Annotated in this window: 25 protein-coding genes; 17 read left to right on the forward strand and 8 right to left on the reverse strand. The window is 65.4% G+C overall.

Annotation, left to right across the window (positions count from 1 at the left end):
- Nucleotides 1-290 precede the first annotated feature (290 nt).
- Nucleotides 291-1,292 carry a DMT family transporter gene (locus B0E49_RS11000; RefSeq protein ID WP_502688705.1) on the forward strand — a complete coding sequence of 334 codons (1,002 nt, stop codon included), beginning with the start codon at nt 291-293 and terminating at the stop codon, nt 1,290-1,292.
- Nucleotides 1,293-1,320: 28 nt separating this feature from the next.
- Here the strand turns inward: B0E49_RS11000 and rraA are convergent, their stop codons facing one another.
- Entirely contained in the window at nt 1,321-1,818 is a 498-nt protein-coding gene (gene rraA / locus B0E49_RS11005; RefSeq protein ID WP_077562253.1) for a ribonuclease E activity regulator RraA, read from the reverse strand.
- Between the two features lie 266 nt (nt 1,819-2,084).
- On the opposite strand from rraA, the gene B0E49_RS11010 reads away from it, so the two are divergent.
- Complete coding sequence (locus tag B0E49_RS11010; protein ID WP_077562254.1) at nt 2,085-2,510, forward strand: SWIB/MDM2 domain-containing protein; 426 nt, start codon at nt 2,085-2,087, stop codon at nt 2,508-2,510.
- 68 nt (nt 2,511-2,578) lie between these two features.
- On the opposite strand, the gene B0E49_RS11015 is transcribed toward B0E49_RS11010, so the two are convergent.
- Nucleotides 2,579-3,517 (reverse strand): LysR family transcriptional regulator, encoded by a 939-nt coding sequence (locus tag B0E49_RS11015; protein ID WP_077562255.1) that lies wholly within the window; start codon nt 3,515-3,517, stop codon nt 2,579-2,581.
- Nucleotides 3,518-3,673: 156 nt separating this feature from the next.
- On the opposite strand from B0E49_RS11015, the gene B0E49_RS11020 reads away from it, so the two are divergent.
- Nucleotides 3,674-4,528 (forward strand): sterol desaturase family protein, encoded by an 855-nt coding sequence (locus tag B0E49_RS11020; protein WP_077562466.1) that lies wholly within the window; start codon nt 3,674-3,676, stop codon nt 4,526-4,528.
- Between the two features lie 13 nt (nt 4,529-4,541).
- On the opposite strand, the gene B0E49_RS11025 is transcribed toward B0E49_RS11020, so the two are convergent.
- On the reverse strand, nt 4,542-6,218 hold the full coding sequence (locus B0E49_RS11025) for a thiamine pyrophosphate-binding protein (protein ID WP_077562256.1): 1,677 nt from the start codon (nt 6,216-6,218) through the stop codon (nt 4,542-4,544).
- Nucleotides 6,219-6,351: 133 nt separating this feature from the next.
- On the opposite strand from B0E49_RS11025, the gene B0E49_RS11030 reads away from it, so the two are divergent.
- From B0E49_RS11030 to B0E49_RS11065, 8 genes are all read left to right on the forward strand, one after another.
- The gene (locus B0E49_RS11030) at nt 6,352-7,002 is read left to right on the forward strand and encodes a TetR/AcrR family transcriptional regulator (protein WP_077562257.1); all 651 of its coding nucleotides are present in this window, start codon (nt 6,352-6,354) and stop codon (nt 7,000-7,002) included.
- 131 nt (nt 7,003-7,133) lie between these two features.
- A complete protein-coding gene (locus B0E49_RS11035; RefSeq protein ID WP_077562258.1) occupies nt 7,134-7,907 on the forward strand; it encodes an ABC transporter permease in 774 nt (257 codons plus the stop codon).
- Between the two features lie 46 nt (nt 7,908-7,953).
- Nucleotides 7,954-8,973 (forward strand): ABC transporter substrate-binding protein, encoded by a 1,020-nt coding sequence (locus B0E49_RS11040; RefSeq protein WP_077562259.1) that lies wholly within the window; start codon nt 7,954-7,956, stop codon nt 8,971-8,973.
- Between the two features lie 35 nt (nt 8,974-9,008).
- Nucleotides 9,009-9,788, forward strand: coding sequence for an ABC transporter ATP-binding protein (locus tag B0E49_RS11045; protein WP_077562260.1), 780 nt, complete (start codon nt 9,009-9,011; stop codon nt 9,786-9,788).
- 40 nt (nt 9,789-9,828) lie between these two features.
- Nucleotides 9,829-11,253, forward strand: a complete 1,425-nt coding sequence (locus B0E49_RS11050; RefSeq protein WP_077562467.1) for an enolase C-terminal domain-like protein — start codon at nt 9,829-9,831, stop codon at nt 11,251-11,253.
- Nucleotides 11,254-11,272: 19 nt separating this feature from the next.
- Complete coding sequence (locus tag B0E49_RS11055; RefSeq protein WP_077562261.1) at nt 11,273-12,436, forward strand: Gfo/Idh/MocA family protein; 1,164 nt, start codon at nt 11,273-11,275, stop codon at nt 12,434-12,436.
- Between the two features lie 67 nt (nt 12,437-12,503).
- The gene (locus B0E49_RS11060) at nt 12,504-13,712 is read left to right on the forward strand and encodes a dihydrodipicolinate synthase family protein (protein WP_077562262.1); all 1,209 of its coding nucleotides are present in this window, start codon (nt 12,504-12,506) and stop codon (nt 13,710-13,712) included.
- An 88-nt stretch (nt 13,713-13,800) separates the two neighbouring features.
- Nucleotides 13,801-14,688 (forward strand): sugar phosphate isomerase/epimerase family protein, encoded by an 888-nt coding sequence (locus B0E49_RS11065; RefSeq protein WP_077562263.1) that lies wholly within the window; start codon nt 13,801-13,803, stop codon nt 14,686-14,688.
- A 13-nt stretch (nt 14,689-14,701) separates the two neighbouring features.
- Here B0E49_RS11065 and B0E49_RS11070 read toward each other — a convergent pair whose 3' ends face one another.
- Nucleotides 14,702-15,955: an MFS transporter gene (locus tag B0E49_RS11070; protein WP_077562264.1), complete on the reverse strand. Its 1,254-nt coding sequence runs from the start codon at nt 15,953-15,955 to the stop codon at nt 14,702-14,704.
- A gap of 77 nt (nt 15,956-16,032) precedes the next feature.
- On the opposite strand from B0E49_RS11070, the gene B0E49_RS11075 reads away from it, so the two are divergent.
- Nucleotides 16,033-16,863: an AraC family transcriptional regulator gene (locus B0E49_RS11075; RefSeq protein ID WP_077562265.1), complete on the forward strand. Its 831-nt coding sequence runs from the start codon at nt 16,033-16,035 to the stop codon at nt 16,861-16,863.
- 25 nt (nt 16,864-16,888) lie between these two features.
- Here B0E49_RS11075 and B0E49_RS11080 read toward each other — a convergent pair whose 3' ends face one another.
- Together B0E49_RS11080 and B0E49_RS11085 are read right to left on the reverse strand one after the other, a co-directional pair.
- A complete protein-coding gene (locus tag B0E49_RS11080; protein ID WP_077562266.1) occupies nt 16,889-17,314 on the reverse strand; it encodes an RcnB family protein in 426 nt (141 codons plus the stop codon).
- A 109-nt stretch (nt 17,315-17,423) separates the two neighbouring features.
- On the reverse strand, nt 17,424-17,756 hold the full coding sequence (locus B0E49_RS11085; protein WP_077562267.1) for a hypothetical protein: 333 nt from the start codon (nt 17,754-17,756) through the stop codon (nt 17,424-17,426).
- A gap of 77 nt (nt 17,757-17,833) precedes the next feature.
- On the opposite strand from B0E49_RS11085, the gene B0E49_RS11090 reads away from it, so the two are divergent.
- Entirely contained in the window at nt 17,834-18,802 is a 969-nt protein-coding gene (locus B0E49_RS11090) for a DnaJ C-terminal domain-containing protein (RefSeq protein WP_077562268.1), read from the forward strand.
- 2 nt (nt 18,803-18,804) lie between these two features.
- A complete protein-coding gene (locus B0E49_RS11095; protein WP_077562269.1) occupies nt 18,805-19,125 on the forward strand; it encodes a chaperone modulator CbpM in 321 nt (106 codons plus the stop codon).
- Here B0E49_RS11095 and B0E49_RS11100 read toward each other — a convergent pair.
- Complete coding sequence (locus B0E49_RS11100) at nt 19,103-19,606, reverse strand: PaaI family thioesterase (protein ID WP_077562270.1); 504 nt, start codon at nt 19,604-19,606, stop codon at nt 19,103-19,105. The two genes, B0E49_RS11095 and B0E49_RS11100, sit on opposite strands and share 23 nt — an antisense overlap.
- Before the next feature lie 64 nt (nt 19,607-19,670).
- Between B0E49_RS11100 and B0E49_RS11105 the strand changes: the two genes are divergently transcribed.
- The 3 genes from B0E49_RS11105 to B0E49_RS11115 all read left to right on the forward strand — a co-directional run bounded on the left by B0E49_RS11105 (nt 19,671) and on the right by B0E49_RS11115 (nt 20,666).
- The gene (locus tag B0E49_RS11105) at nt 19,671-19,937 is read left to right on the forward strand and encodes a hypothetical protein (RefSeq protein ID WP_144264530.1); all 267 of its coding nucleotides are present in this window, start codon (nt 19,671-19,673) and stop codon (nt 19,935-19,937) included.
- An 88-nt stretch (nt 19,938-20,025) separates the two neighbouring features.
- Nucleotides 20,026-20,250, forward strand: a complete 225-nt coding sequence (locus B0E49_RS11110; RefSeq protein ID WP_077562272.1) for an AbrB/MazE/SpoVT family DNA-binding domain-containing protein — start codon at nt 20,026-20,028, stop codon at nt 20,248-20,250.
- On the forward strand, nt 20,247-20,666 hold the full coding sequence (locus B0E49_RS11115) for a type II toxin-antitoxin system death-on-curing family toxin (RefSeq protein ID WP_077562273.1): 420 nt from the start codon (nt 20,247-20,249) through the stop codon (nt 20,664-20,666). Before B0E49_RS11110 ends, B0E49_RS11115 begins: the two co-directional genes overlap by 4 nt.
- Here the strand turns inward: B0E49_RS11115 and clpB are convergent.
- On the reverse strand, nt 20,641-23,253 hold the full coding sequence (gene clpB, locus B0E49_RS11120; RefSeq protein WP_077562274.1) for an ATP-dependent chaperone ClpB: 2,613 nt from the start codon (nt 23,251-23,253) through the stop codon (nt 20,641-20,643). The genes B0E49_RS11115 and clpB overlap by 26 nt on opposite strands.
- Nucleotides 23,254-23,310 lie beyond the last annotated feature (57 nt).

Consider the following 23,310-nt stretch of genomic DNA (forward strand, 5'->3'; position numbering starts at 1 on the left):
ATAGAAGACATAAAATTATTTACAATTAAATCAATAACTTGTAATCACAAATCCACAATACAAAAATCGAATTCTCATATTGAGAAATTATTTTGCAACGCAGCAATTTCATAATTTGCATTGTGAAATGGAATTTGCGATATATGAAAAACGATCTGCGGCTAAAGCCCGCGGCCTGATGCTGTTTGATCCACACCAGTCGCTCGCCGGCGATGCACACTGGCCACGGCGCGGGCAGCGCGCACTCGGGCATGATGGCAAGCGTCTGCGTTATTTGAAGTTCCAAGCCCTTGCGCCCCGCCCATCGTCCGCCCCACCGTGTCCTCGCCTACGGCTGCCTCGCGCTGAGCATGTCGCTGGTGGGGAGCTATGTCGCCCTGTCCAAGCCGCTGGTCGCCGCCCTGCCGGTATTCCTGCTGGGCTGGCTGCGCTTTGGCATCGGCGCCCTGGCCATGCCGCACTGGCTCAGGAAACCACCGGACGAGCCGCCGTTCACGGCGCAGACCCGCGGGCTGCTTTTCCTGGAATCGTTCCTGGGCAACTTCATGTTCACTATCTGCATGCTGTACGGCGTGAGCATGACCAGCGCCGTGTCGGCCGGCGTCATCATGGCGTCGATTCCGGCGGCCGTTGCGCTGATGAGCTGGGCCTTCCTGCGCGAGCACATCGGAGCGCGCATCTGGGCGGCCGTAGCCTGCGCCGCGCTCGGCATCGGTTTGCTCGCACTATCGAAACAGGAGCATCTTGCGCCCGCCACGCAAGGGCTGCAGGCTCATTTGACTGACAGCAAGGCGTGGCTCGGCAACCTGCTGATCGTCGGCGCCGTGTTGTGCGAAGCCGCCTACGCGGTGATCGGCAAGAAGCTCACCGGCGCGCTGGGCCCCAAGCGCATCACCTCGCTCATCAACCTGTGGGGCTTTGCGCTGATGACGCCGATAGGCCTGTACCAGGCCCTGCACTTCGACTTCGGCGCGGTCCACGCAGGCATCTGGCTGCTGCTGGTGTTCTACGCGCTGGCGGCCAGCGTGTGCACCGTCTGGCTGTGGATGACCGGCCTCAACGGCGTGCCCGCCGCGCTGGGCGGTGTCTTCACCGTGATGCTGCCGATCTCGGCCGCACTGGTCGGCGTGCTGGTGCTGGGCGAGAGCCTGAGCCGCGTGCAACTGCTGGCCTTCGCGATAGCACTGGTCGGCGTGGTGCTGGCGACGCTGCCCACACGGCAGCAAATCAAAGCGGCGAACGCAGCGAAGGGCCGCCCCGAGCAAGTTCAGCCCCCTCGGGGGGCAGCGTAGTACGCGCAGCGACAAGCGTGGGGGCAGCTCAGGCAAGCGCAGTGGCGCTGACCACGATGCCGTCTTCGTCGGCATAGAGCCAGTCGCCGGGCCGCACCCAGACGCCCTGGAGCTGCACCACCACATCGCGCTGGCCCTCATTGCGCTTTTCGGTCGGCAGCGGGATGGCGGCGAGCGCCCGGATGCCGATCTGATGCGCCGCGAGCTCCATCACGTCGCGCACGCAGCCATCGATCACCACGCCGGCCCAGCCGTTTTTGGCCGCGGCGGCGCCCAGGTTGCCGCCCAGCAGCGCGCGGCGCAGCGAGCCCCCGCCGTCGACCACCAGCACCCGGCCGTCGCCCGCGGAATCGACCGCTGCCTTGACCAGCGAGTTGTCTTCGAAGCATTTGATGGTGATCGCCGGGCCGCTGAACCTGCGCACCGCACCGAAGTCGCGAAACACGGGCGGCAGCACCCGGAAATTGCCTGACGCATCGCCCTTGTGGGCATCGCACAGATCACAGGTGGCTGGGGAAGAGGTCATTTTGACGGGCCTTTTTGAGCGTTGAATGGAGCGAATTTTGGCGGTGCATCCAGTGCGCTGGAGCAGTCCACTTTGGCAAGGATACGAAATTTCGCGCGCCACAGAGGAGAAACCGCCTGAAAACCTGCAATGAAAAAACAACACGCCCTAGGGGAAAAACAGCTTTTTCCCTATGAAACTGGCTTTTTCTCCAGTAGCATCCGATTTGCCAGTGGAGAAGCAGTTTTTCGCTGGTGATTAATCAACTTCAAGAAGGACAATCAATCATGGCAACTGCGAAAAAAGCGCCGGCTAAAAAAGCGCCGGCAAAGAAGGCCGCTCCGGCCAAGAAAGCGGCGCCTGCGAAAAAAGCAGCGCCGGCGAAGAAAGTAGCCGCCAAGGCACCCGCCAAGAAGGCAGCCCCGGCCAAGAAGGTTGCAGCAAAAAAAGCGCCCGCCAAAAAGCGCACGCCCAACCCTGCGTTCATGAAGGCCCTGACCCCCAGCGCCGCGCTGGCCGCCGTGGTCGGTGCACTGCCCCTGCCCCGCACCGAGGTGGTGAGCAAGCTGTGGGTCTACATCAAGAAGAACAAGCTGCAGGATGCGGTCAACAAGCGCATGATCAACGCCGACGCGAAGCTGAAGGAAATCTTCGGCAAGGCACAGGTGTCGATGTTCGAGATGGCCGGCCTGATCGGCAAGCACCTCAAGTAAGCACGCCAATCCAGCAGTGGATGATTGCTACAAAAAAGGCCGGCGCAAGCCGGCCTTTTGCATTGCGGTTATCGATGGGCCAGCGCCCTTACGGCGGCGGCGTCAGTCAGTTGGGCGCCTAGCCTGGCGAGGAAATCCACCGCGAACGCGGCCATCGGTGAGTGGCTGCGCCCCTTGAGCGAGACGACGCCCATTTCAGAAAATATCGGCGCCAGGCCGCTCACGGCAAGGCGCACCAACTGGCCGCTCGCGACCTCCGCTCGCGCGCCCGCGTCGGGGCACGCGAGCACCGTGTCGGTGCTCATGGCCACCGATTTGAGCAGCGTCAAATCGTCGCACTCCACCGCCAGCGGCAAGCGCACGCCCTCTGCCAGGCCCATCAAGCGCCCGAAACTTTCGCGCACCTCCTCGGGCGCGCGCACGCTGGCCAGCCCATAGGGCAACAGCGCCGCCACCTTGAGGCGGCGAAGCGCCGCCAGGGGATGCCCGCGGCGCACATAAAAGCCGGCCGATTGCCGGCTGATGCAGGTCACGGAAAAATCGGCCGCGGCCTGAATGTTGCGCACGTCGGCCACATAGAAGTCCAGTTCCTCGGCGCGCAAATGCTCTGCCAGGTACTTCGCGTTGTTCACTTCGACCCGGGTGTTGACGCCCGCAAAACGGGTGCGCAGTTCGGTGAGCAGCTGCGGCAGCAGGGTGGCCGCCGGATAGGGCCCGACGCCAAAGGCGACGTCGCCAATCAGGCGCTCGCGGTACAGGCTCAGGTCGCGCTCCAGGCAGCGGCTGTCGAACAGCAGCTTGCGCGCGCGCTCGACGACAAACGCGCCGGCGTCGGTGCAGGTCACTTCGAGGGTGCCGCGGTCGAACAGCTTCAAGCCCATTTCGTCCTCGGCCGCCTGCACGCTCCGGCTGAACGCCGGCTGGCTCAAATGGCATTGGGCGGCCGCGCGGCCGAAGTTGCGCGTGTCGGCCAGGGCCACCAGGTGTTTGAGTCTTTTCAAGTCCACAGGCCGCTCCACCGGGTTCGCTCAATCATGCGCCGACTGCATTGATTTTTCAATCCAAATGCATTGGACGGATACCGCAGCCGCTTTCACAATCGGGCTTCCTACAAGGAGACAAGCACCGTGAATGTCCTGCAAAACCTGATCCTGGCCGCCATCATGCTCGGCTTCGCCGGCATCGAATTCCTGAGTGAGATCCACAAGAAGTACCGCGCTACCGCGGATGACGGCAAGCTCGAACTGTTCATGCTCCTCAGCCTGGTGGCGATCCTGCAGCCGCTGATTTTTGCCGTCACGGGCGCCTTGGCGCACCGGTGGTTTCCCGGTGAGCAGAACGCGCTGGCCTATCTGCCATGGTGGGGCATGGCCGGCATCCTGCTGGTGGCGGACGACCTGACCCAGTACTGGTGGCACCGCGTCTCGCACACGCCGCTCCTGTGGCCGCTGCACCGGGCGCACCATTCGGCGCATTACATGAGCATGCGCATCACCTACCGCAACAACTTCTTCTACTACGCGATGATGCCGGGGCTGTGGGTGTCGGGCGTGCTGATTTACCTGGGCTTCGCCAACGTCTACATGGTGTACATAATTTTGAAGCTGACGGTGATTGTCGGCGCCCACAGCGCCGTGCCGTGGGACCGGCCGCTGTACAAAATCAAGGCATTGAGTCCGCTGATGTGGCTGGTCGAGCGCACCGTCTCGACGCCGGCGACGCACTGGGCGCATCACGCCATCACGAATCACGACGGCATCGGCCACTACAAGGGCAACTTCGGCAACCTGCTGTTCGTCTGGGACATGCTGTTTGGCACGGCGCACATCACGCGCCAATACCCGGCGCAGGTGGGCCTGCGGGACGACGAGCTGTTCGGCAAGGAGCGCTGGTTTACCGAGATGTTCTACCCGCTCGTCAATTCCAAACGGGAACACTCGGCGCTGGTGCCAAACGGCCAGATTTACGACGAGCCCGACAATGCCCAGGAATTACCGTCTGCAGCCCTTACCAGATAAGCACCTGAAGCTATTATTTTTGTAGCGACGCACGGGTGATGCTGCTCAGGGTGGCGCGCGTGGTAATCACTTCCGGGTCCAGCATGACCTCGATCAGCGTGCCCTCCCGGCGCGCCAGCGCGGCCAGCAACTCGGCCTCGAACTGCGCCGTGCGCGTGATGCGCACACCAAAGTAGCCATAGGCCCGCGCCAGTGCGGCGAAGTCGGGATTGTGCAGCTGCGAGCCGCTCACGTGCCGCGGGTATTCTTTTTCCTGGTGCATGCGGATGGTGCCGTACATGCCGTTGTTGAGCAGCACGATGATGGTTTTGGCGCCGTGCTGCACGGCCGTGGCCAGCTCCTGGCCGTTCATCAGGAAGTCGCCGTCGCCGGCCATGGTGAGCACCACCCGCCCGGTGGTGATGGCCGCGGCAATGCCGGCCGGCACGCCGTAGCCCATGGCGCCCAGCGTGGGCGCCAGCTGGGTCTTGAGGCCGCTGGCCAGCCCATAGTGCCTGAAGAAGCGGTGCACCCAGCTGGCAAAGTTACCGGCGCCGTTGGTCAGCACCGCGTCCGGCGGCAAGTGCTGCTGCAGCAGGCCGACGATGGCGGGCATGTCGATGTCGCCCGGCAGCGGCTGCGGTTCGAGGTTGGCCAGGTAATCGGCGTGGCAGGCCTGCGTCCAGGCTTGCCACGGCGTTGCGGCGGGCGCGGCCAGGCCGTCCAGGCTGAGTGCGGCCGCGTTCATGGTGGCGTTGATGGCCAGGTCAGCCTGGTACACGCGGCCCAGCTCCTCGGCGCTGGCGTGGATGTGCACCAGCTTTTGCTTCGGCAGCGGTGCTTCGATCAGCGCGTAGCCGGCGGTGGTGGCCTCGCCCAATCGCGGCCCGATCGCGAGGATCAAGTCACTGCCCTTCACGCGCGCCGCGAGTTGCGGGTTGATGCCCAGGCCCACGTCGCCCGCGTAAAGCGCGTGGTGGTTGTCGAAGGTGTCCTGAAAGCGAAAAGCATTGGCCACCGGCAACTGCCAGCGCTCGGCAAAGCGCTGCAGCGCCTGCGCCGACGGCGGTGTCCAGCCGCTGCCGCCCGCAATGATCAGCGGCCGCTCTGCTTTCAATAGCAGCTCGCGCATTCGCTGCAAGGGCCCGGGGCCGACAAAGGTCTGAACCGGCTCGACGCGCGGGAGCGGCGCGGCGTCCACGGTCTGGGTCAGCATGTCTTCGGGCAGCACGAGCACCACGGGGCCCGGGCGGCCGTTCATGGCGGTGGCAAAGGCGCGCGCCACGTATTCGGGAATGCGCCGCGCGTCGTCGATGCGCTCCACCCGTTTCGCCAGCGGGCCGAAGAAGCTGAAGTAGTTGACCTCCTGGAACGCCTCGCGGTCGCGCGCCCCGGCCGCCACATCGCCGACCAGCAGCACCATCGGCGTGGAGTCCTGGAACGCGGCGTGCACGCCGATGGAGGCGTTGGTGGCCCCCGGTCCGCGCGTCACAAAACAAATGCCCGGGCGGCCGGTCAGCTTGCCTTGCGCTTCGGCCATGAAGGCGGCGCCGCCCTCCTGGCGGCAGATCACGAATTGGATGCGATCCTGCCTGGCATGAAATCCGTCGAGCACGGCGAGATAGCTCTCGCCCGGCACGCCAAAGGCGAATTCGGTGCCCTGCGCGATCAGGCACTCGACCAGCAGGTGTCCGGCCAGTTGTTGGGTCATGCTTAACTCGTGGAAATGGTTGGTGAAACGATGCTGTTTTGATTATCCCTGCTGGCCGTCACGGCACCAATGCCGGAAGTTCTGGAAACTTCGTATTGCCAATCTAATTCACCGTATGGTTAAATCTGGAGGCATGACGCCCCCTAAAACCCCCTCCCCCGTATTGCCGCGCTCGCGCGACGCCGACCGCTCGCAACTCGCCATTCTGGCCGCCGCGCGCGAGGAGTTTTCCGAGCACGGTTTCGCGGGCGGGCGGATCGACCGGATCGCCGAGCGGGCCGACATGAACAAGCGGCTGATCTACTACTATTTCGGCAACAAGGACGACCTGTTCCTGGCCGTGCTCGAAGGCACCTACGCCGACATCCGCGCGGCCGAACAGAAGCTGCACCTCACCGAAATCGATCCGGTGGAGGCGATCCGCCAGCTGGTCTCCTTTACCTGGCACTACCACCTCGACCACCCCGAGTTCATCAGCCTGCTCAGCAGCGAAAACCTGCAGCGCGCGGAACACCTGAAACGCTCGTCGCGCATTCAGGAAATGAATTCCCCGCTGGTGCAGCTGCTCGACGCCGTGCTCGAGCGCGGACGCCGCGACGGCCTGTTCCGCGCCGGCATCGACCCGGTCCAGCTCTACATCTCGATCGCGTCGCTGTGCTACTTCTACCTGTCGAACAACCACACGCTGTCCGCCATCTTCGGGCGCGATCTGCGCGCGCCCAAGGCGCTCGCGCAGCGGCTCTCGCACATGACCGAGCTGGTGCTCGGCTACGCCCTGCGCTAGTCGCGTACCGGGCCTGGCGGAAGCCCCGTATTTACCCTAGGCCCTGTTGACATCCGATTTGTTCGAACCAAATAATTCACCGATTAGTTACATACGATGGTCAATCACATGAACCGTTTGGAGACCCATTGATGCTGCGCAGACTCCTGCTGTCACCGGCCCTGAGGCCCTTTGCCCTGATCCTCATCCTGCTGGTGTTGTGGGACCTGGCGATCCGCCTGTTCAAGATCCCGGCCTACCTGATCCCGCAGCCCGAGCAGGTGGTGCAGCAACTCATCGCCCAGTGGAGCTACCTGCTCCAGGAAAGCTACAAGACCACGCTGGCCACGGTGGGCGGCTTCGGCCTGTCCATCCTGATCGGGATCCCGCTCGCGATGGTGATCGCCTACTCGCGTGTGGTGGAGTCGTTCGTCTATCCGCTGCTGGTGTTCTCGCAAAGCATCCCGAAGGTTGCGATCGCGCCGCTGTTCGTCGTGTGGTTCGGTTTCGGCATCTTCCCCAAGGTGATCTGTGCTTTCCTTCTGGGCTTCTTTCCGATCGTGGTGTCGACCGTCATGGGCTTCAAGTCGGTCGAGCCCGACATGCTCGACCTGGCGCGCTCCATGGGCGCCAGCCGCCTGCAGACCTTCTTCAAGATCAGCCTGCCGCAGGCGATGCCGGCGATCTTCAGCGGCCTGAAGGTGTCGGTCACGCTGGCCGTGGTCGGCGCGGTGGTCGGCGAATTCGTTGGCTCCAACTCCGGCATCGGCTACGTGCTGCAGGTGGCCAACGGCAACTTTGACCTGCCGCTGATGTTCGCCGGACTTCTGGTGCTCTCGACCATCGGCGTGCTGCTGTTCCTGGTGGTCGACGTGGCCGAGCGCCTGATGATCCCGTGGCACGCCTCGCAGCGCCAGGTGTTCTGAGATTTCTCTTTCCGTCAACCCGTATTTCAATCCAAGGAGACAAACCGTGAAAAAACTCATCCCCAGCCTGCTCGCAGGCGCCGCCGCCCTGGCGTTCGCCGTGGCTCCGGTCCAGGCGCAGGCCCAGAACAAGCCCCGGGACAAGGTCACGCTGATGCTGAACTGGTACCTGTACAGCGAGCATGCGCCCTTCTTCCTGGGCAAGGAACGCGGCTTCTACGCCGACGAAGGCATCGACCTCGACATCCAGGAAGGCCGCGGCTCGGCCGTGACCGCGCAGGCCGTGGCGGCCAAGTCGGCCACCTTCGGCTACATCGACGTCACCACCATGATCAAGGCCGCCGCCAAGGGCGCGCCGCTCAAGTGCGTCGGCGTGCTGTTCCAGGTCAGCCCGATGTCGGTCATGGCCTTTACCGAGAAGAACATCAGGACACCCAAGGACATCATCGGCAAGACGATCGCCGTCACGCCCGGTGACTCGATGTCGCAAATGTGGCCGCTGTTCCTCAAGGTCAACCACATCCAGCCCGATCAGGTGAAGATCGTCTCGGGCGACGCCCAGACCAAGCTCAACGCCGTGATCAACAACCAGGCCGACATGCTGCTGGGCTACGTGATGGACCAGGCCATCAAGCTGCAGGACGCCACGGGCAAACCCGTCACACCCATCCGCTTCGCCGATTCCGGCGTGAACCAGATCAGCTCGGGCATCATCGTCAACAAGGACTTGCTGACCGAGAACCCTGACCTGGTCAAACGCTTCATGCTGGCCTCCACCAGGGCCGCGGAGGCCGCCGAGAAGAACCCCGAGGCCGCCGTGGATGCCATGCTCAAGGCCAAGCCCAAGGCTGGCGTGCGCGACACGCTGCTCGTGGGCCTGAAGCAGAGCATCGCGCTCTACCACACCAAGGACACCGCGCAGCAGCGTCCGTTCCGCGTGGCCATGAAAAACGTCAACGACTCGCTCGACCTGCTGGTGCAGTACGGTGGCATGGACCCCGCCACGCGCGGCAAGCCGGAAGACTACGTGACGCTCGACTTCCTGCCTCCCGCCAACGGACATTGAATCATCCGCAGCCAGCCTTCGTTCGCCCTCCCATCATGCCCAACGACACACTGATAGCAGCCCGCGGCGTCACCAAGGTCTACCAGACCAAGGACGGCCCGGTCGAATCCCTCAAGCCTCTGGATTTCTCCATCCGCGAAGGCGAATTCATCTCGGTCGTGGGTCCCTCGGGTTGCGGCAAGAGCACCCTGCTGAAAATGGTGGCGGGCCTGCTGCCGACGTCGGGCGGCATGCTGACCCTCGCCGGCAAGCCCATCAACGGGCCGCAGCGCGATGTGGGCATCGTGTTCCAGAGTGCGGTGCTGCTGGCCTGGCGCAGCGTGCTCGACAACATCCTGCTGCAGGCGGAAATGCGCCGCATGCCCATGCAGCAGGCGCGCGAAAAAGCCAGGCAACTCATGGCCATGACCGGCCTCGCAGGTTTCGAAGGCAAGTACCCGTGGCAGCTGTCGGGCGGCATGCAGCAGCGCGCCTCGATCTGCCGCGCGCTGCTGCACGACCCGGCCGTGTTGCTGATGGACGAGCCGTTCGGCGCACTCGACGCGATGACGCGCGAGAAGATGAACCTGGAGCTGCAGCGCATCTGGTCCCAGTCGAAGAAGACCGTGCTGCTGATCACGCACAGCATCCCCGAGGCGATCTTCCTGTCGGACCGCGTGATCGTGATGAGCGAGCGCCCGGGCTCGATTGCCGCCGTCTACGACATCGACCTGCCGCGCCAGCGCACGCTGGACATGATGGGCTCACCCGAGTTTTCCGAGTACGCGAAAAAGGTGCGCGCGCACTTTTATTCGCAAGGCATTCTCGACCACTAGACCACGACCAGATTTTTCAACCCGGACGCAGATGACGGCCATGGCAGCGCTTCGCTTTTTTATCGACGAGATCCGCTTTTTTGAACGCGACGTGGCGCTGCGCCTGCCGTTCCGCTTCGGGGTGGCCACGCTCACGTCATGCCCGCAGGTCCACGTGCAGGCGCGCATCCGGTTTGCCGACGGCAGCACCATGCCGGGCTGCGCCGCCGAGATGCTGGTGCCCAAGTGGTTCGACAAGAACCTGGCGCTGTCCAACGAAGACAACTTTGAGCAGCTACGCACGGCGCTCAAGCTCGCGCGCAGCGCCTACACCGCCGAGCCCGTCGCGCACACGGCGTGGGGCCACTTTGCCGCGCACTATGACGCGGTGCTTGCGGCCGGCGCACAGGCCGGCCTGAATCCGCTGGTGGCCAGCTACGGCCCGGCCCTGATCGACCGCGCCGTGCTCGACGCGCTGTGCCTGCACCTGCAATGCAGCTTCGCGCAGGCCATGGCAACCAATGCCGCGGGCATGGCGCCGCGCGACCTGGACGCCACGCGCGACCTCGCAAGCCTCGACATCGACGCCTTCCTGGCGCGCCGCTCGCCCGTGACGCAGATCGCCGCGCGCCACACCGTGGGCCTGCTCGACGCCATTGGTCAGGCCGACCGGCCCCTTGATGCGCCCGATGACGGCCTGCCCTGCACCTTGGCAGAAGTGGTGGCGCGCTACGGCCACCGCCACTTCAAGCTCAAGCTCGGCGGCAACGCCGCGGTCGACCTGGCGCGGCTGCGTGAAATTTCGAATCTCATCGGCGCGCGCGCGCAAGTCGTCACGCTCGACGGCAACGAACAGTACGCTGACGCGGCGGCCTTCGCCGACTTCCTGGACCGGTTCGAAGCCGCACCGGCGCTGGCGCCGCTGCGCGCCAGGGTGGTGTTCGTGGAGCAGCCGATCCGGCGCGAGCAGACGCTGCAATGCGATGTGTCGGCTCTGGCCCGGCGTATTCCACTGCTCGTGGACGAGTCCGACAGCACCCTGCGCTCCTTCGTGCAGGCGCGCGCCGCAGGCTACACCGGCATCTCCAGCAAGAGCTGCAAGGGCGTCTACAAGTCCATCCTCAACGCGGCCCGCTGCGCGCTCTGGAGCGCCGCCGAAGGCAAAACCTACTTCCAGTCGGGCGAGGACCTCACGATGCAGGCAGGCGTCGGCGTGCAGCAGGACCTCGCGCTGGTCGGCTGGCTCGGCCTGGCGCATGTGGAGCGCAACGGCCACCACTATGTCAACGGCATGGCAGCGCTGCCGGCGCAAGAGCAGCTCGCGTTCCAGACCGCGCACCCCGCGCTTTACGAAACCTCGGCCGGCGCGGTGCGTCTGCACATTCGCGACGGCCTGATCGACCTCCACTCACTCGCCTGCCCCGGCTTCGCCACTGCGAAACCCGGAGCCGGCATTTCCTGGGACGCCATGCGTTCCGCGTATTGATTCAAGAAAGGACTCCACCATGGCTACTCAACGACTCGGCCTCATCATGCACGGCGTCACCGGCCGCATGGGCATGAACCAGCACCTGATCCGCTCGATCTGCGCGATTCGCGCGCAGGGCGGCGTGACGCTGTCCAGCGGCGACAAGGTGATGCCCGACCCGATCCTGATCGGCCGCAACGCCGAGAAGATCGAGGCGCTGGCCAGGGCGCACGGCATCGCGCGCTGGGGCACCGACCTCGACAAGGCGCTCGCCAACCCCGACGACACGGTGTTCTTCGACGCCGGCACCACGCAGATGCGCCCCACCCTGCTCGCCAAAGCCATTCGTGCCGGCAAGCACGTGTACTGCGAAAAGCCGATCGCCACCAACCTCAACGAGGCGGTGGAGATCGCGCGTCTGGCGCAGAACTCGGGCCTCAAGCACGGCGCAGTGCAGGACAAGCTGTTCCTGCCCGGCCTGCGCAAGCTCGACATGCTGCGCCGCGCCGGCTTCTTCGGCAGGATGCTCTCGGTGCGGCTGGAGTTCGGCTACTGGGTGTTCGAGGGCGACCTGCAGCCCATCCAGCGCCCGAGCTGGAACTACCGCAGGGAGGATGGCGGCGGCATGATCCTGGACATGATGTGCCACTGGCGCTACGTGCTCGACAACCTGTTCGGCGAGGTGAAATCCGTCTCCTGCATCGGCGCCACGCATATTCCGCAGCGCTGGGACGAAGCCGGCAAGCCCTACTCCGCCACCGCCGACGACGCAGCCTATGCCACAGCGGAGTTGACCGGCCACAACGGCGAGCCGGTGATCGCGCAGCTCAACATGTCGTGGGCCACGCGCGTGCGCCGCGACGACCTCGTGACCTTCCATGTGGACGGCACGCACGGCTCGGCGGTGGCCGGCCTGTCCAGTTGCCGCGCCCAGTCGCGTGTGACCACGCCGCGCCCCGTGTGGAACCCCGACGAGAAGCAGTCCATGAACTTTTTTGAGCAGTGGCAGGAAGTTCCCGACTCACAGGTCTACGACAACGGCTTCAAGATCCAGTGGGAACACTTCATCCGCCACGTGGTGGAGAACGCCCCTTACAAATGGACCCTGCCCGAAGGCGCCAAGGGTGTGCAGCTGGTCGAGGTGGCGCTGGAGTCGTGGCGCGACCGTCGCTGGGTCGACGTACCTACACTACAAATTTGATAGCTGCTGGCGCCCGTCATACGGGCGCTGCGGGCCGATTTCACTTGAAACTTCTGCGGATCCTCCGATGGCACTGACCTTTTCCCTCCCCACCGCGAACGGCACGCTCGCGCCCTACACCCTGCGCGGCAGCGTGCCCGTCAAGCCGGCGCCCGGCGCAGTCTTCAACCGCATCGCCTACTCCGCCGCGCACGTCGTGGCCGACCCGCTCGCAGCCGTGGACCCCTGGCTGCAGGCCGCCGTCGACTGGGACGCGACCATTGCCTACCGGCGCCACCTCTGGTCGCTCGGCCTGGGCGTGGCCGAAGCCATGGACACGGCCCAGCGCGGCATGGGCCTGGACTGGGCCACCTCGCTGGAGCTGATCCGCCGCTCGCTCGATGCGGCGCAAGACGTGCCCGGCGCGCTGGTCGCTTCGGGCTGTGGCACCGACCACCTGAGCCTCGACGATGTCAAGAGCGTCGATGACGTGATCCGTGGCTACGAGGAGCAGATGGCGGCCATTGAAGCGCTCGGCGGCAAGCTGATCGTCATGGCCAGCCGCGCGCTCGCGCGCGTCGCGAAGAGCCCGGCCGACTACGAGCGCGTGTACGACCGCATCTTGCGCCAGACGAAGCAGCCCGTGGTGCTGCACTGGCTCGGCGACATGTTCGACCCCGCGCTCTCGGGCTACTGGGGAACGAAGGACGTAGACGCCGCGATGGACACGGCGCTGGGCATCATCGCGGCGAACGCGGGCAAGGTCGATGGCATCAAGATCTCGCTGCTCGACAAGGACAAGGAAATCGCCATGCGCCGGCGCCTGCCCGCTACCGGAGGGGCTGACGGGAGGGGCGTTCGCATGTACACGGGCGACGACTTCAACTACGCCGAACTGATCGCCGGCGACGGCTTCGGCAGCGCACCAACGCAGGGGAAAAGCGACGCGCTGCTCGGCATCTTCGACGCCATCGCGCCGGCCGCGAGTGCCGCACTCGGCGAACTCGCGCAAGGCCATGTCGAGAAGTTTCACGCCATTCTCGGCCCCACGGTGGCGTTGTCGCGCCACATCTTTGCCGCGCCCACGCGCTTTTACAAGACCGGCGTCGTGTTCATGGCCTGGCTCAACGGCCACCAGAGCCACTTCAGCATGGTCGGCGGCCAGCAGAGCACGCGCTCGCTCGTGCATTTTGCCGAACTGCTGCGCCTGGCCGACGCGGCGAATCTGCTGGAGCAGCCCGAACTCGCGGTGCAACGCATGAAGACGCTGCTTGCGCTGCACGGCGTGGAGGGCTAGTCATGAACCCCCACGCTCATCACTTCGTATATCGCTGCCCCCCGAGGTGGCACTCAGTGCCCTTCGGGCGGCCGGGCGGGCACTGACCATGCGTGATTTTTCGCAAGACCACTACTGGCTGTCCATCAACACCGCCACCGTGCGCAAGCAGTGGCCGCTCGACCGCATCATCGACGAATGCGCCCGGCGCGGCATCCGCGCCATCAGCCCCTGGCGCGATCAGGTCGCGGCCGTCGGCATCGACCCCGTGGCGAAGCAGCTCAAGGCTCACGGCATGGGCTTGTCGGGCTACTGCCGCGGCGGCTTCTTCCCGGCGGCCGATGCGCCGGGGCGCCAGGCTGCGCTCGACGACAACCGCCGCGCCATCGACGAAGCAAAGATGCTGAATGCCCCCTGCCTGGTGCTGGTGGTCGGCGCCCTGCCCGGCGCACTGGCCGGCAAGCCGCAGTACAAGGACATGGCGCGCGCGCGCAGCGAGGTGCATGACGGCATTGCGGCCTCGCTCGAATACGCGCGCGCGGTCGGCATGCCGCTGGCCATCGAGCCGCTGCATCCGATGCAGGCTGCCGAGCGCGCCTGCGTCAACACGCTGGAGCATGCGCTGGATCTGTGCGATGAGCTGGACCCCGAGTGCACCCGCATGCTGGGCGTGGCGCTCGACATCTACCACGTCTGGTGGGACCCGAAACTCGAGCAGCAGATCGCACGCGCCGGCGCCGGCCCGCAGGGACATCAGAGCTCGCGCCTGCTGGCCTACCACGTGTGCGACTGGCTCGCGCCGACACGCGACCTGCTCAATGACCGCGGCATGATGGGCGACGGTGTCGTTGAATTGAAAAAAATCCGGGGCTGGGTCGAGCAGGCCGGCTACCAGGGTTTCAGCGAAGCGGAAATCTTCTCCGAGCTCGACTGGTGGCAGCGGCCCGGCGAAGAGGTGCTGGACACCTGCATCGCGCGGCACAAGAGTTCAGTTTGAGCTTCGCAGGCGTTCAGGCCGCCGCCAGCGTGGTGCGCCGCACGCGCCGCACATTGAAGGCGCTCACGATCAACACGCCCTGCACCACGGCCAGCCCGAAGAACACGCCGTGGTACTGGTGCTGGTCCATCAGGGCGCCGAAGATCAGCGGCGAAATGGCCTGGCCGATGTCCAGCCCCGAATACACCACGCCGTAAACCCGGCCGGTGGAGTTTTCCAGCGTCGAGCGTTTCACCAGCAGGTCACGCGACGGGCCAGCGATGCCGGTGGCAAAACCCATGGCGCCAAACAGCGCCGGTACGGCCACCTCGGCCGCATCGGCAAACCCGCCGTAGCCGAGGATGAGCGCCATCACGGCGGCCAGGCCAAAACCGATGCCCACGATGCGCTCGCAGCGGTTCGGATCGGACACCATGAAGCCGCCCGCCACCATGCCGCCGGCGCTGGCCACCATGTACACCGTGAGGCACATGGCCACCAGCGGTACCGGCACCGCGTGCAGGTGCCGTGCAGCCTCGGGGGCAAACGCCTGCACCACGCTGAGCGCCATGGCGTAGAAGAAAAAGAAGGCAAAGCACATCCAGATCGCCGGCACGCGCAGGAAACCCATGGTGCCGCCCTCCACCTGGGCGCCGCCACGCGCTACCGGCGCCACGGTCAGCGCCAGCCGGTCGCGATGGAACAGCAGCACCGCCAGCACGGTAAAAATCAGTGCCCCTGCACAGGCCAGCGCCACGCGCCACGAAAAGGCCAGGGTCAGCGGCACCAGCATGGCCGGCGCCAGCGCCCAGCCCAGGCTGCCGGTGATGCCATGCACGCTGTAGGCATGGCCGAGCCGCGAGGCGCTGACCTTGCGGTTCAGCAGCGTGTAGTCCACCGGGTGAAAGACGCCGTTGCCGAGACCCGCGAGCACGGAAAAGCCGGCTGTCATCCAGTAGCCGGTGCTGACGGAAAAGCCGAACGCCGCCAGCCCGAGCAGGGCCAGGCCGCCAAACAGGATCGGGCGCGGCCCGAACCGGTCGACCATGAAACCCGAGACGAACTGCACCACGCACGAGACCGCAAAGAAGATGGTCATCAGGAACCCGAGCTCGGCATAGCTGGCGTGCAGCGCGTCCTTCAGCCACGGGAACAGCGGCGCCAGCAGCAACTGGCTGTAATGGCTGATCATGTGGCCCAGTCCGACCAGACCAATCAAGCCCGCGTCCTGGCGCAGCCGCGCGCGGTCCTGCGGCGGGCGCGGGCTCAGGGTGGTTGAAGTATTCATGGCGCCATCGTAATATCACACTTGGCTGCGGAAATGCGACAAAACGACAGCTTTCACCGATTTCCGGCCAAAACACCATGCCGCGCAACGCCTCCATCACCTTCACGCCGGTGGGCAACACCGACCCCTATACACCCAGTGTCCAGCGCCCGGTGCGTGTGCGCGCCCGCACCCTGCCGGTGGACACGCACTTCGAGCCGCACCGACACCCCTGGGCCCAGCTGGCCTATTGCGCCACTGGCATCGTGCAGGTGACGGCGAGCCCGAACGACGCCGTGGCCGACGAGGTGACCTACATCGTGCCGCCGTCGCGCGCGGTCTGGATTGCGCCGGGAGCCCTGCACGCCGTCAACGTGCGCGAAGCCGCCGAACTGCGCACGCTGTACCTCGACGCGAGCACAACACCGCAGGGCTGGCAAGGCTGCCGCGTGATCGTGGTCTCGCCGCTGCTGCGCGAGCTGATTCATGCGCTCGATGCGCCCATGACGGCGCCGCGCGAGGCCCTGCTGGCCGCGCTGGTGCAGGACGAGATCACCCGTGCCGATACCCAGTCGCTGGGCGTGCCGTTGCCGCACCCGCAGACCGGCGACAAGCGGCTGCGCGCGCTGTGCGAGGCCGTGCTGCGCGCGCCCGCCGAGCGCGCCACACTGGCCGACTGGGCGGCCGACATCGGTGCCAGCGAACGTACCATGGCGCGCCTGTTCCGCGAGGAACTGGGCACCAGTTACCAGCAGTGGCGCCAGCAGGCGGTATTGGCCCATGCGCTGCCGCTGCTGGCGCGCGGCACGCCCGTGAGCGAGGTGGCGGCCGCCAGCGGCTACGCCAGCGACAGTGCGTTCTCGGCCATGTTCAAGGCGGCCATGGGGCACTCACCCAGCCGCTTTGCGGCGTCGGTGCGGGGGCAGTGAGTCCCACCGGCAACGACGCGCCCCGTCAATGGCCCAAAAGCACCTGCGCGATGATGCCCGTTGCAATTGCCACCAGCACGTAGTCGCCCCCGGTTTGCACCCACTGGTAGCCGCGCGGCGGCGCACTCAGGTGGTGCTCCCGCCAGTCGTCCACGACATACTGATGGTTGCGATATTCGTTGGGCAGGCGGCCGCCCCGGCGGAAATTGTGGTCCGGCCCCGCTCCGACGTCAGCGTTCGCACCACTGGTCAGGTTGACGGCACCGCCACGGCGCATTTGTGGGCCGCCCCGCCGGTCATTCGCACGGTTCTGGTTCTGATGTTGCGGCGGCCCGGCCTGCCGATGGTCGGCACGCTGTGGCGGCTGGTTGTCACCGCCTTGCGCCAGTGCAACACCCGCAAAAGCCATTGACATTGCCGCCAGGGCAAAGATTGCAGATTTACTCTTCATCTCGAGTTCTCCTAGGTATGGCGAGATGATTATTCTGGCGCAGCACGGCGCGCACCGCTGTAGGCGCATTCCGCCTTTACATTGCTTTGCACAGTTGCGTCGCAGGCCGTCAGCGATCGGCGGGAGGCTTGGGCTCCTTGACTTCCACGTCCTGTATATCCTGTGGCTTGCGGGAGGACTCATCGGTGCGCCCGGATCTGGGCGAGCGGGCCGGCCACTGGTCGGCCGCATGGTAGAACCGGCTCCACTGCGCGCGCGGATCGACGTGAAAAACCCAGGCGCTGACGGGCCGGCCCGTGAGTCGCGCCCAGAGCCGGCGCACCCCCCACACGGCCAGCAGCACGGCGCCTGCGAGCAGCAGGCTGGCAATGAAAACCAGCGCCATCAGCAGCAAAAAAATGCGCAGCACGAAGCGCACAACAGCGGCGATCAGATCGGACAAAATTGAATTCCTTTGCTGAATTTGAACATAGCGGGCCTGGCGCGCCACCTATGATGTACATCTCCACGGAGGTCTGAATGGAATTCAAGGATTACTACAAGGTCATGGGGCTGGCGCGCGACGCGACGCAGGATGACATCAAGCGCGCCTACCGGCGGCTGGCGCGCAAATACCACCCGGACGTCAGCAAGGAGTCCAATGCCGAAAAGCAGTTCAAGGAGGTCGGCGAGGCCTACGAGGTGCTGCGCGATCCCGAAAAGCGTGCGGCCTACGACCGGCTCGGACCCAATTACCAGGCCGGGCAGGATTTCCGTCCGCCCCCCGACTGGAACGCGGGTTTCGAATCCGCGGGCGCCGGTGCCGACGGCGCCGGCGCGGAAGATTTCAGCGATTTCTTCGAGTCGCTGTTCGGGCGCAGCTTTGGCGGCGCACGCGGCGCGCGCGGTGCCCAGGCCTCGTTCCATGCACAGGGCGAGGATCGCCACGCCAAAATCCAGATCGACCTGGAGGACGCCTACCACGGCGCCACGCGCATCATCACGCTGCAAATGCCGCAGGTGGACGCCCAGGGGCATGTGTCGACGCGCGAACACCAGATCGAGTTCACCATTCCGCGCGGCGTGCGGGCCGGCCAGCACATCCGGCTGGCCGGACAGGGCTCGCCCGGCATCGGCCAGGGCAGCGCCGGGGATCTGTACCTGGAAGTCGAATTTCGCACGCATGCGCGCTACCGCGTGGACCGGCACGATGTCTACCTCGATCTGCCGGTCGCGCCCTGGGAGGCGGCGCTGGGCGCTGAAATCAAGGTGCCCACGCCCACGGGCGAGGTCGAGCTGAAAATACCCGCCGGCTCCGCGGCCGGGCGCAAGCTGCGGCTCAAGGGCCGCGGCATTCCGGGGGCGACACCTGCCAGCACGCCCGGTGATTTTTATTTTGTGCTGCAGATCGCCCTGCCCCCCGCCGACAGCGATGCCGCGAAGTCGGTGTACCAGGGCATGGCCGCGCAGTTCAAATCGTTCAATCCCCGCACCAAACTGGGAGTCTGAGCATGAGCCCCAACACCACACCGTCGCAAGCCACCGTCTTCATTCTGGAAGAGCAGACCGGGTTGACGCTGGCCGAACTCTGCCGGGCCTGCATGGCGCAGACCGACTTCATCGCCGAACTGGTCGAGGAAGGCGTGCTCACGCCGGCGGGCCAGGCGCCCGATCAGTGGCGCTTCACGGGCGTTCAGGTGCGCCACGCCAGCGTGGCCGTGCACCTGCAGCGCGATCTGGGCGTGAACGTCGCCGGCGCCGCACTGGCGCTGCAATTGCTGGACGAACTCGAGGCGCTGCGCGCCCGGCTCAGGGCTGCGGGCGCAGCTTGAACGGGTCGCGGTCCGCCCCATCGCCGAGCAACGGGCCCATCTTGAAAATGCCGCTGACGCGCAGCACCGGCGCGCCGTCGGCCGTCACCAGACCCTGCGCAAACAGCATGTTGCGCGTGGTGCGCAGCACGTCGGCCTGACCCTGCACCCAGGCACCCAGGGGCGATGCGCCCAGGTAGTCGACGTTGAGGCTGATGGTGGGCAAAAAGCGGCGCTCCCCCTGCATCTGGTAGATCGCGGCGCAGGGCATCAGCATGTCGGCAAACGAGGCCAGCATGCCGCCGTGGCAGATGTTCAGGGGGTTGGTGTGCTGCGGCGCGACCCGAAAGCCGAGCAGCACGCGATCGCCGCTCCATTTGGCGAACAGCGGGCCGTTGTGGGCCATGAAGGGGCCGCCGATGCTGACGGGGTGAAAGCCTTCGGGAATATCTGCAGGGTTGGGGGTAGAGGTCACGGCGAAAAACGCGAGGTTGGGATGCATTGCATCCTAACCTCATGGTGCCGTCTGTGACTCGGGCCGCGAGGCGGCGCTTGAAGGCCGATCCGTGCCGCCCTTCGTTCACGCTGAGCCTGTCGAAGGAGTGGCGCTGCGGCGCTCCGGCGCACGGCGGGGTGCCGGCAGCGGGGCACGGCCCGCCGCGGTCCTCATACTGCCCAATGCGCAGAAATCGGTCCCCAGCGGGCCGCACCCCGCTGCCGGTGCGGTGTCCCTGGTGTTTGCCATTGCCGACCATCCGTGGGTGGACAACGCGAATGGGGCGGCCTCGCGCCCGGCCAGGGCGCCGACGCACTGCTGGCGCGGCCAGTCTTGACACAGGCCCAGCCGCCCGCTTGCGGCGGCCCGTTTGACGCCGCCGCTTTACCGGTTTAGTATTACATCTGTAATAACGAAAGAATGCCATGCACACACTCAAACTCACCCAGATTGGCAACTCCGTGGGGGTGATTTTTCCGAAGGAATTGCTCGCGCAGATGCGGCTGGAAAAAGGCGACGAGTTTTATGTCACTGAAACGCCAGACGGCCTGCGCATCACGCCCCATAACCCGGAGTTCGAAGAGCAGATGCGGATTGGCCGCGAGATCATGAAGGACCGCCGCGCCGTGTTGCGCGAGTTGGCCAAGTGAGCGCCGCCTGGCGCTGGGTTGACCGCGCGGTGTTGATCGCCGTGCATGAGATGCAACTGGCAGAGCACGGTGGCGCTGCCGGCTTGCGCGATGAGGCTTTGCTCGACTCTGCACTCGGTCGACCCCTCCATCTGGCTGCCTACGGCGAGCCCGATGCTGCCGCACTGGCTGCGGCCTATGGCTACGGTATTGCCCGCAACCACGCTTTCGTCGATGGCAACAAGCGCACGGCACTGGTGGCGACCGAGTTGTTTCTGCGGCTCAATGGCTGGCGTCTTGAAGTTACGGATGCCGATTGCGTGCTCACCATGCTGGCCGTCGCCAGCGGCGACATCACCGAACACGACTTCGCGGCCTGGCTGCGGGCCCATGCGAGCCCGCACGAGCGGCTCAGTGCACCACCCGCTCGAAACTGAACTGCCCCGGCGCACGGATCGGGTCCACATTCACCGGGATCACCGACTTGGGCGCAAACTTGCCCTCCAGCAGCAGCTTGGACAGCGGATTCTCGATGCGCTGCTGGATCGCACGCTTGAGCGGCCGCGCACCAAACACCGGGTCAAAGCCGACCTTGGCCAGCTCGGCCAGTGCGGCGGGCGAGACTTCCAGCGTCAGGTCCATGCGGGCCAGCCGGGCCTGCAGCACCTTGATCTGGATCGCGGCAATCGCCTCGATATTTTTCGCGTCGAGCGCGTGGAACACCACCGTCTCGTCAATCCGGTTCAGGAACTCGGGGCGGAAGTAGTTTTTCAACTCCTCCAGCACCGCGTCCTTGATCTCCTCGGCGGGCTTGCCCACCATGGACTGGATGATCGGCGAGCCGATGTTGCTGGTCATGACAATCACCGTGTTCTTGAAGTCCACCGTGCGGCCCTGGCCATCGGTCAGGCGGCCATCGTCGAGCACCTGCAGCAGCACATTGAACACGTCGGGATGCGCCTTCTCGACCTCGTCGAGCAGCAGCACGGCATACGGTTTGCGGCGCACGGCCTCGGTCAGGTAGCCGCCCTCTTCGTAGCCCACATAGCCGGGCGGCGCACCGATCAGGCGGGCCACCGAATGCTTCTCCATGAACTCACTCATGTCGACGCGGATCAGGTGGTCTTCGCTGTCGAACAGGAAACCGGCCAGTGCCTTGCACAGCTCGGTCTTGCCCACGCCCGTGGGGCCGAGGAACAGGAACGAGCCGGTCGGGCGGTTCGGGTCGCTCAGGCCCGAGCGCGAGCGCCGGATGGCATTCGCCACGGCCGAGATCGCCTCGTCCTGGCCGACCACGCGCTCGTGCAGCTTGCCTTCCATGAGCAGCAGCTTGTCGCGCTCACCCTGCATCAGTTTGCTCACCGGAATCCCGGTGGCACGCGCCACGACTTCGGCGATCTCTTCCGCGCCGACCTGGGTGCGCAACAGCTTGCGCGCCGTGCCGCCCCCCTTGCCCGCACCCTTGCCGGCCTCCTTGGCCTGGGCTTCCTTGAGCTGCTTCTCGAGCTCGGGCAGCTTGCCGTATTGCAGCTCCGCGACCTTGTTGAAGTCCCCCTTGCGGGTGAATTCCTCGATCTGGAACTTGATCTGGTCCATCTCCTTGCGAATCTGGTCCGAGCCCTGCGCAGCCGCCTTTTCGACCTTCCAGATCTCGTCCAGATCGTTGTATTCGCGCTCGAGCTTGGCCAGGTCTTCCTCGATCAAGGCCAGGCGCTTGTGCGAGGCCTCGTCCTTTTCCTTCTTCATGGCTTCGCGCTCGATCTTGAGCTGGATCATGCGCCGGTCGAGCTTGTCCATGACCTCGGGTTTCGAGTCCATCTCGATCTTGATTTTGGCCGCGGCCTCGTCGATCAGGTCGATCGCCTTGTCGGGCAGAAAGCGGTCGGTGATGTAGCGGTGGCTCAGCTCGGCCGCGGCCACGATGGCCGGGTCGGTGATGTCCACGCCATGGTGCACTTCGTACTTCTCCTGCAGGCCGCGCAGGATCGCGATGGTGGCCTCGACCGTCGGCTCGCCGACCAGGATCTTCTGGAAGCGGCGCTCCAGCGCGGCATCCTTCTCGATGTACTTGCGGTATTCATCCAGCGTGGTTGCGCCCACGCAGTGCAGTTCGCCGCGCGCCAGCGCGGGCTTGAGCATGTTGCCGGCGTCCATCGCGCCCTCGGCCTTGCCGGCGCCCACCATGGTGTGCAACTCGTCGATGAAGACAATGGTCTGGCCTTCGTCCTTGGCCAGGTCCTTGAGCACGTTCTTCAGCCGCTCCTCGAATTCGCCGCGGTACTTGGCGCCGGCCAGCAGGGCCGCCATGTCGAGCGAGAGCACGCGCTTGCCCTTGAGGGAGTCCGGCACCTCGCCGGCCACGATGCGCTGGGCCAGACCTTCCACGATCGCGGTCTTGCCCACACCGGGCTCGCCAATCAAAACGGGGTTGTTCTTGGTGCGGCGCTGCAGCACCTGGATGGCGCGGCGGATTTCATCATCGCGGCCGATCACCGGATCGAGCTTGCCCAGGCGCGCGCGCTCGGTCAGGTCCAGGCAGTATTTTTTTAGCGATTCGCGCTGGTCTTCGGCGTCGGCGCTGTCCATACTCTGGCCGCCGCGCACGGCATCGATCGCGGCCTCGAGCGATTTGCGCGTGAGTCCGTTCTCCCGCGCCACCTTGCCGAGTTCAGCCTTGCTGTCGGTCAGCGCGAGCAGGAACAGCTCTCCGGCAATGAATTCATCGCCGCGCTTGAGGGCTTCTTTCTCGGTCGCCTGCAGCAGCTTGGCCAGCTCGGGGCCGACCTGCACCATCTCCTGCCCCTGCACCTGGGGCAGCCGGTTCATGGCGCTCTCGGCGCCCGCGAGCAGGCCCGGCACGTTGGCGCCGGCGCGCTGCAACAGCGCACGCGGGCCATCGTCCTGGCGCAGCATGGCCGCCAGCACGTGGGCCGGCTCGATATAGGCGTGGTCCTTGCCGAGCGCCAGCGTCTGGGCTTCGCCCAAGGCTTCCTGAAATTTGGTGGTGAGTTTGTCTTGTCGCATGGGAATTGAACTCCTGTTCACTATGAGCTAGTGCTTATCCCTGCATTTTCAAGGGGC

Source organism: Polaromonas sp. C04 (assembly GCF_002002705.1).
Lineage (GTDB): Bacteria > Pseudomonadota > Gammaproteobacteria > Burkholderiales > Burkholderiaceae_C > Rhodoferax_A.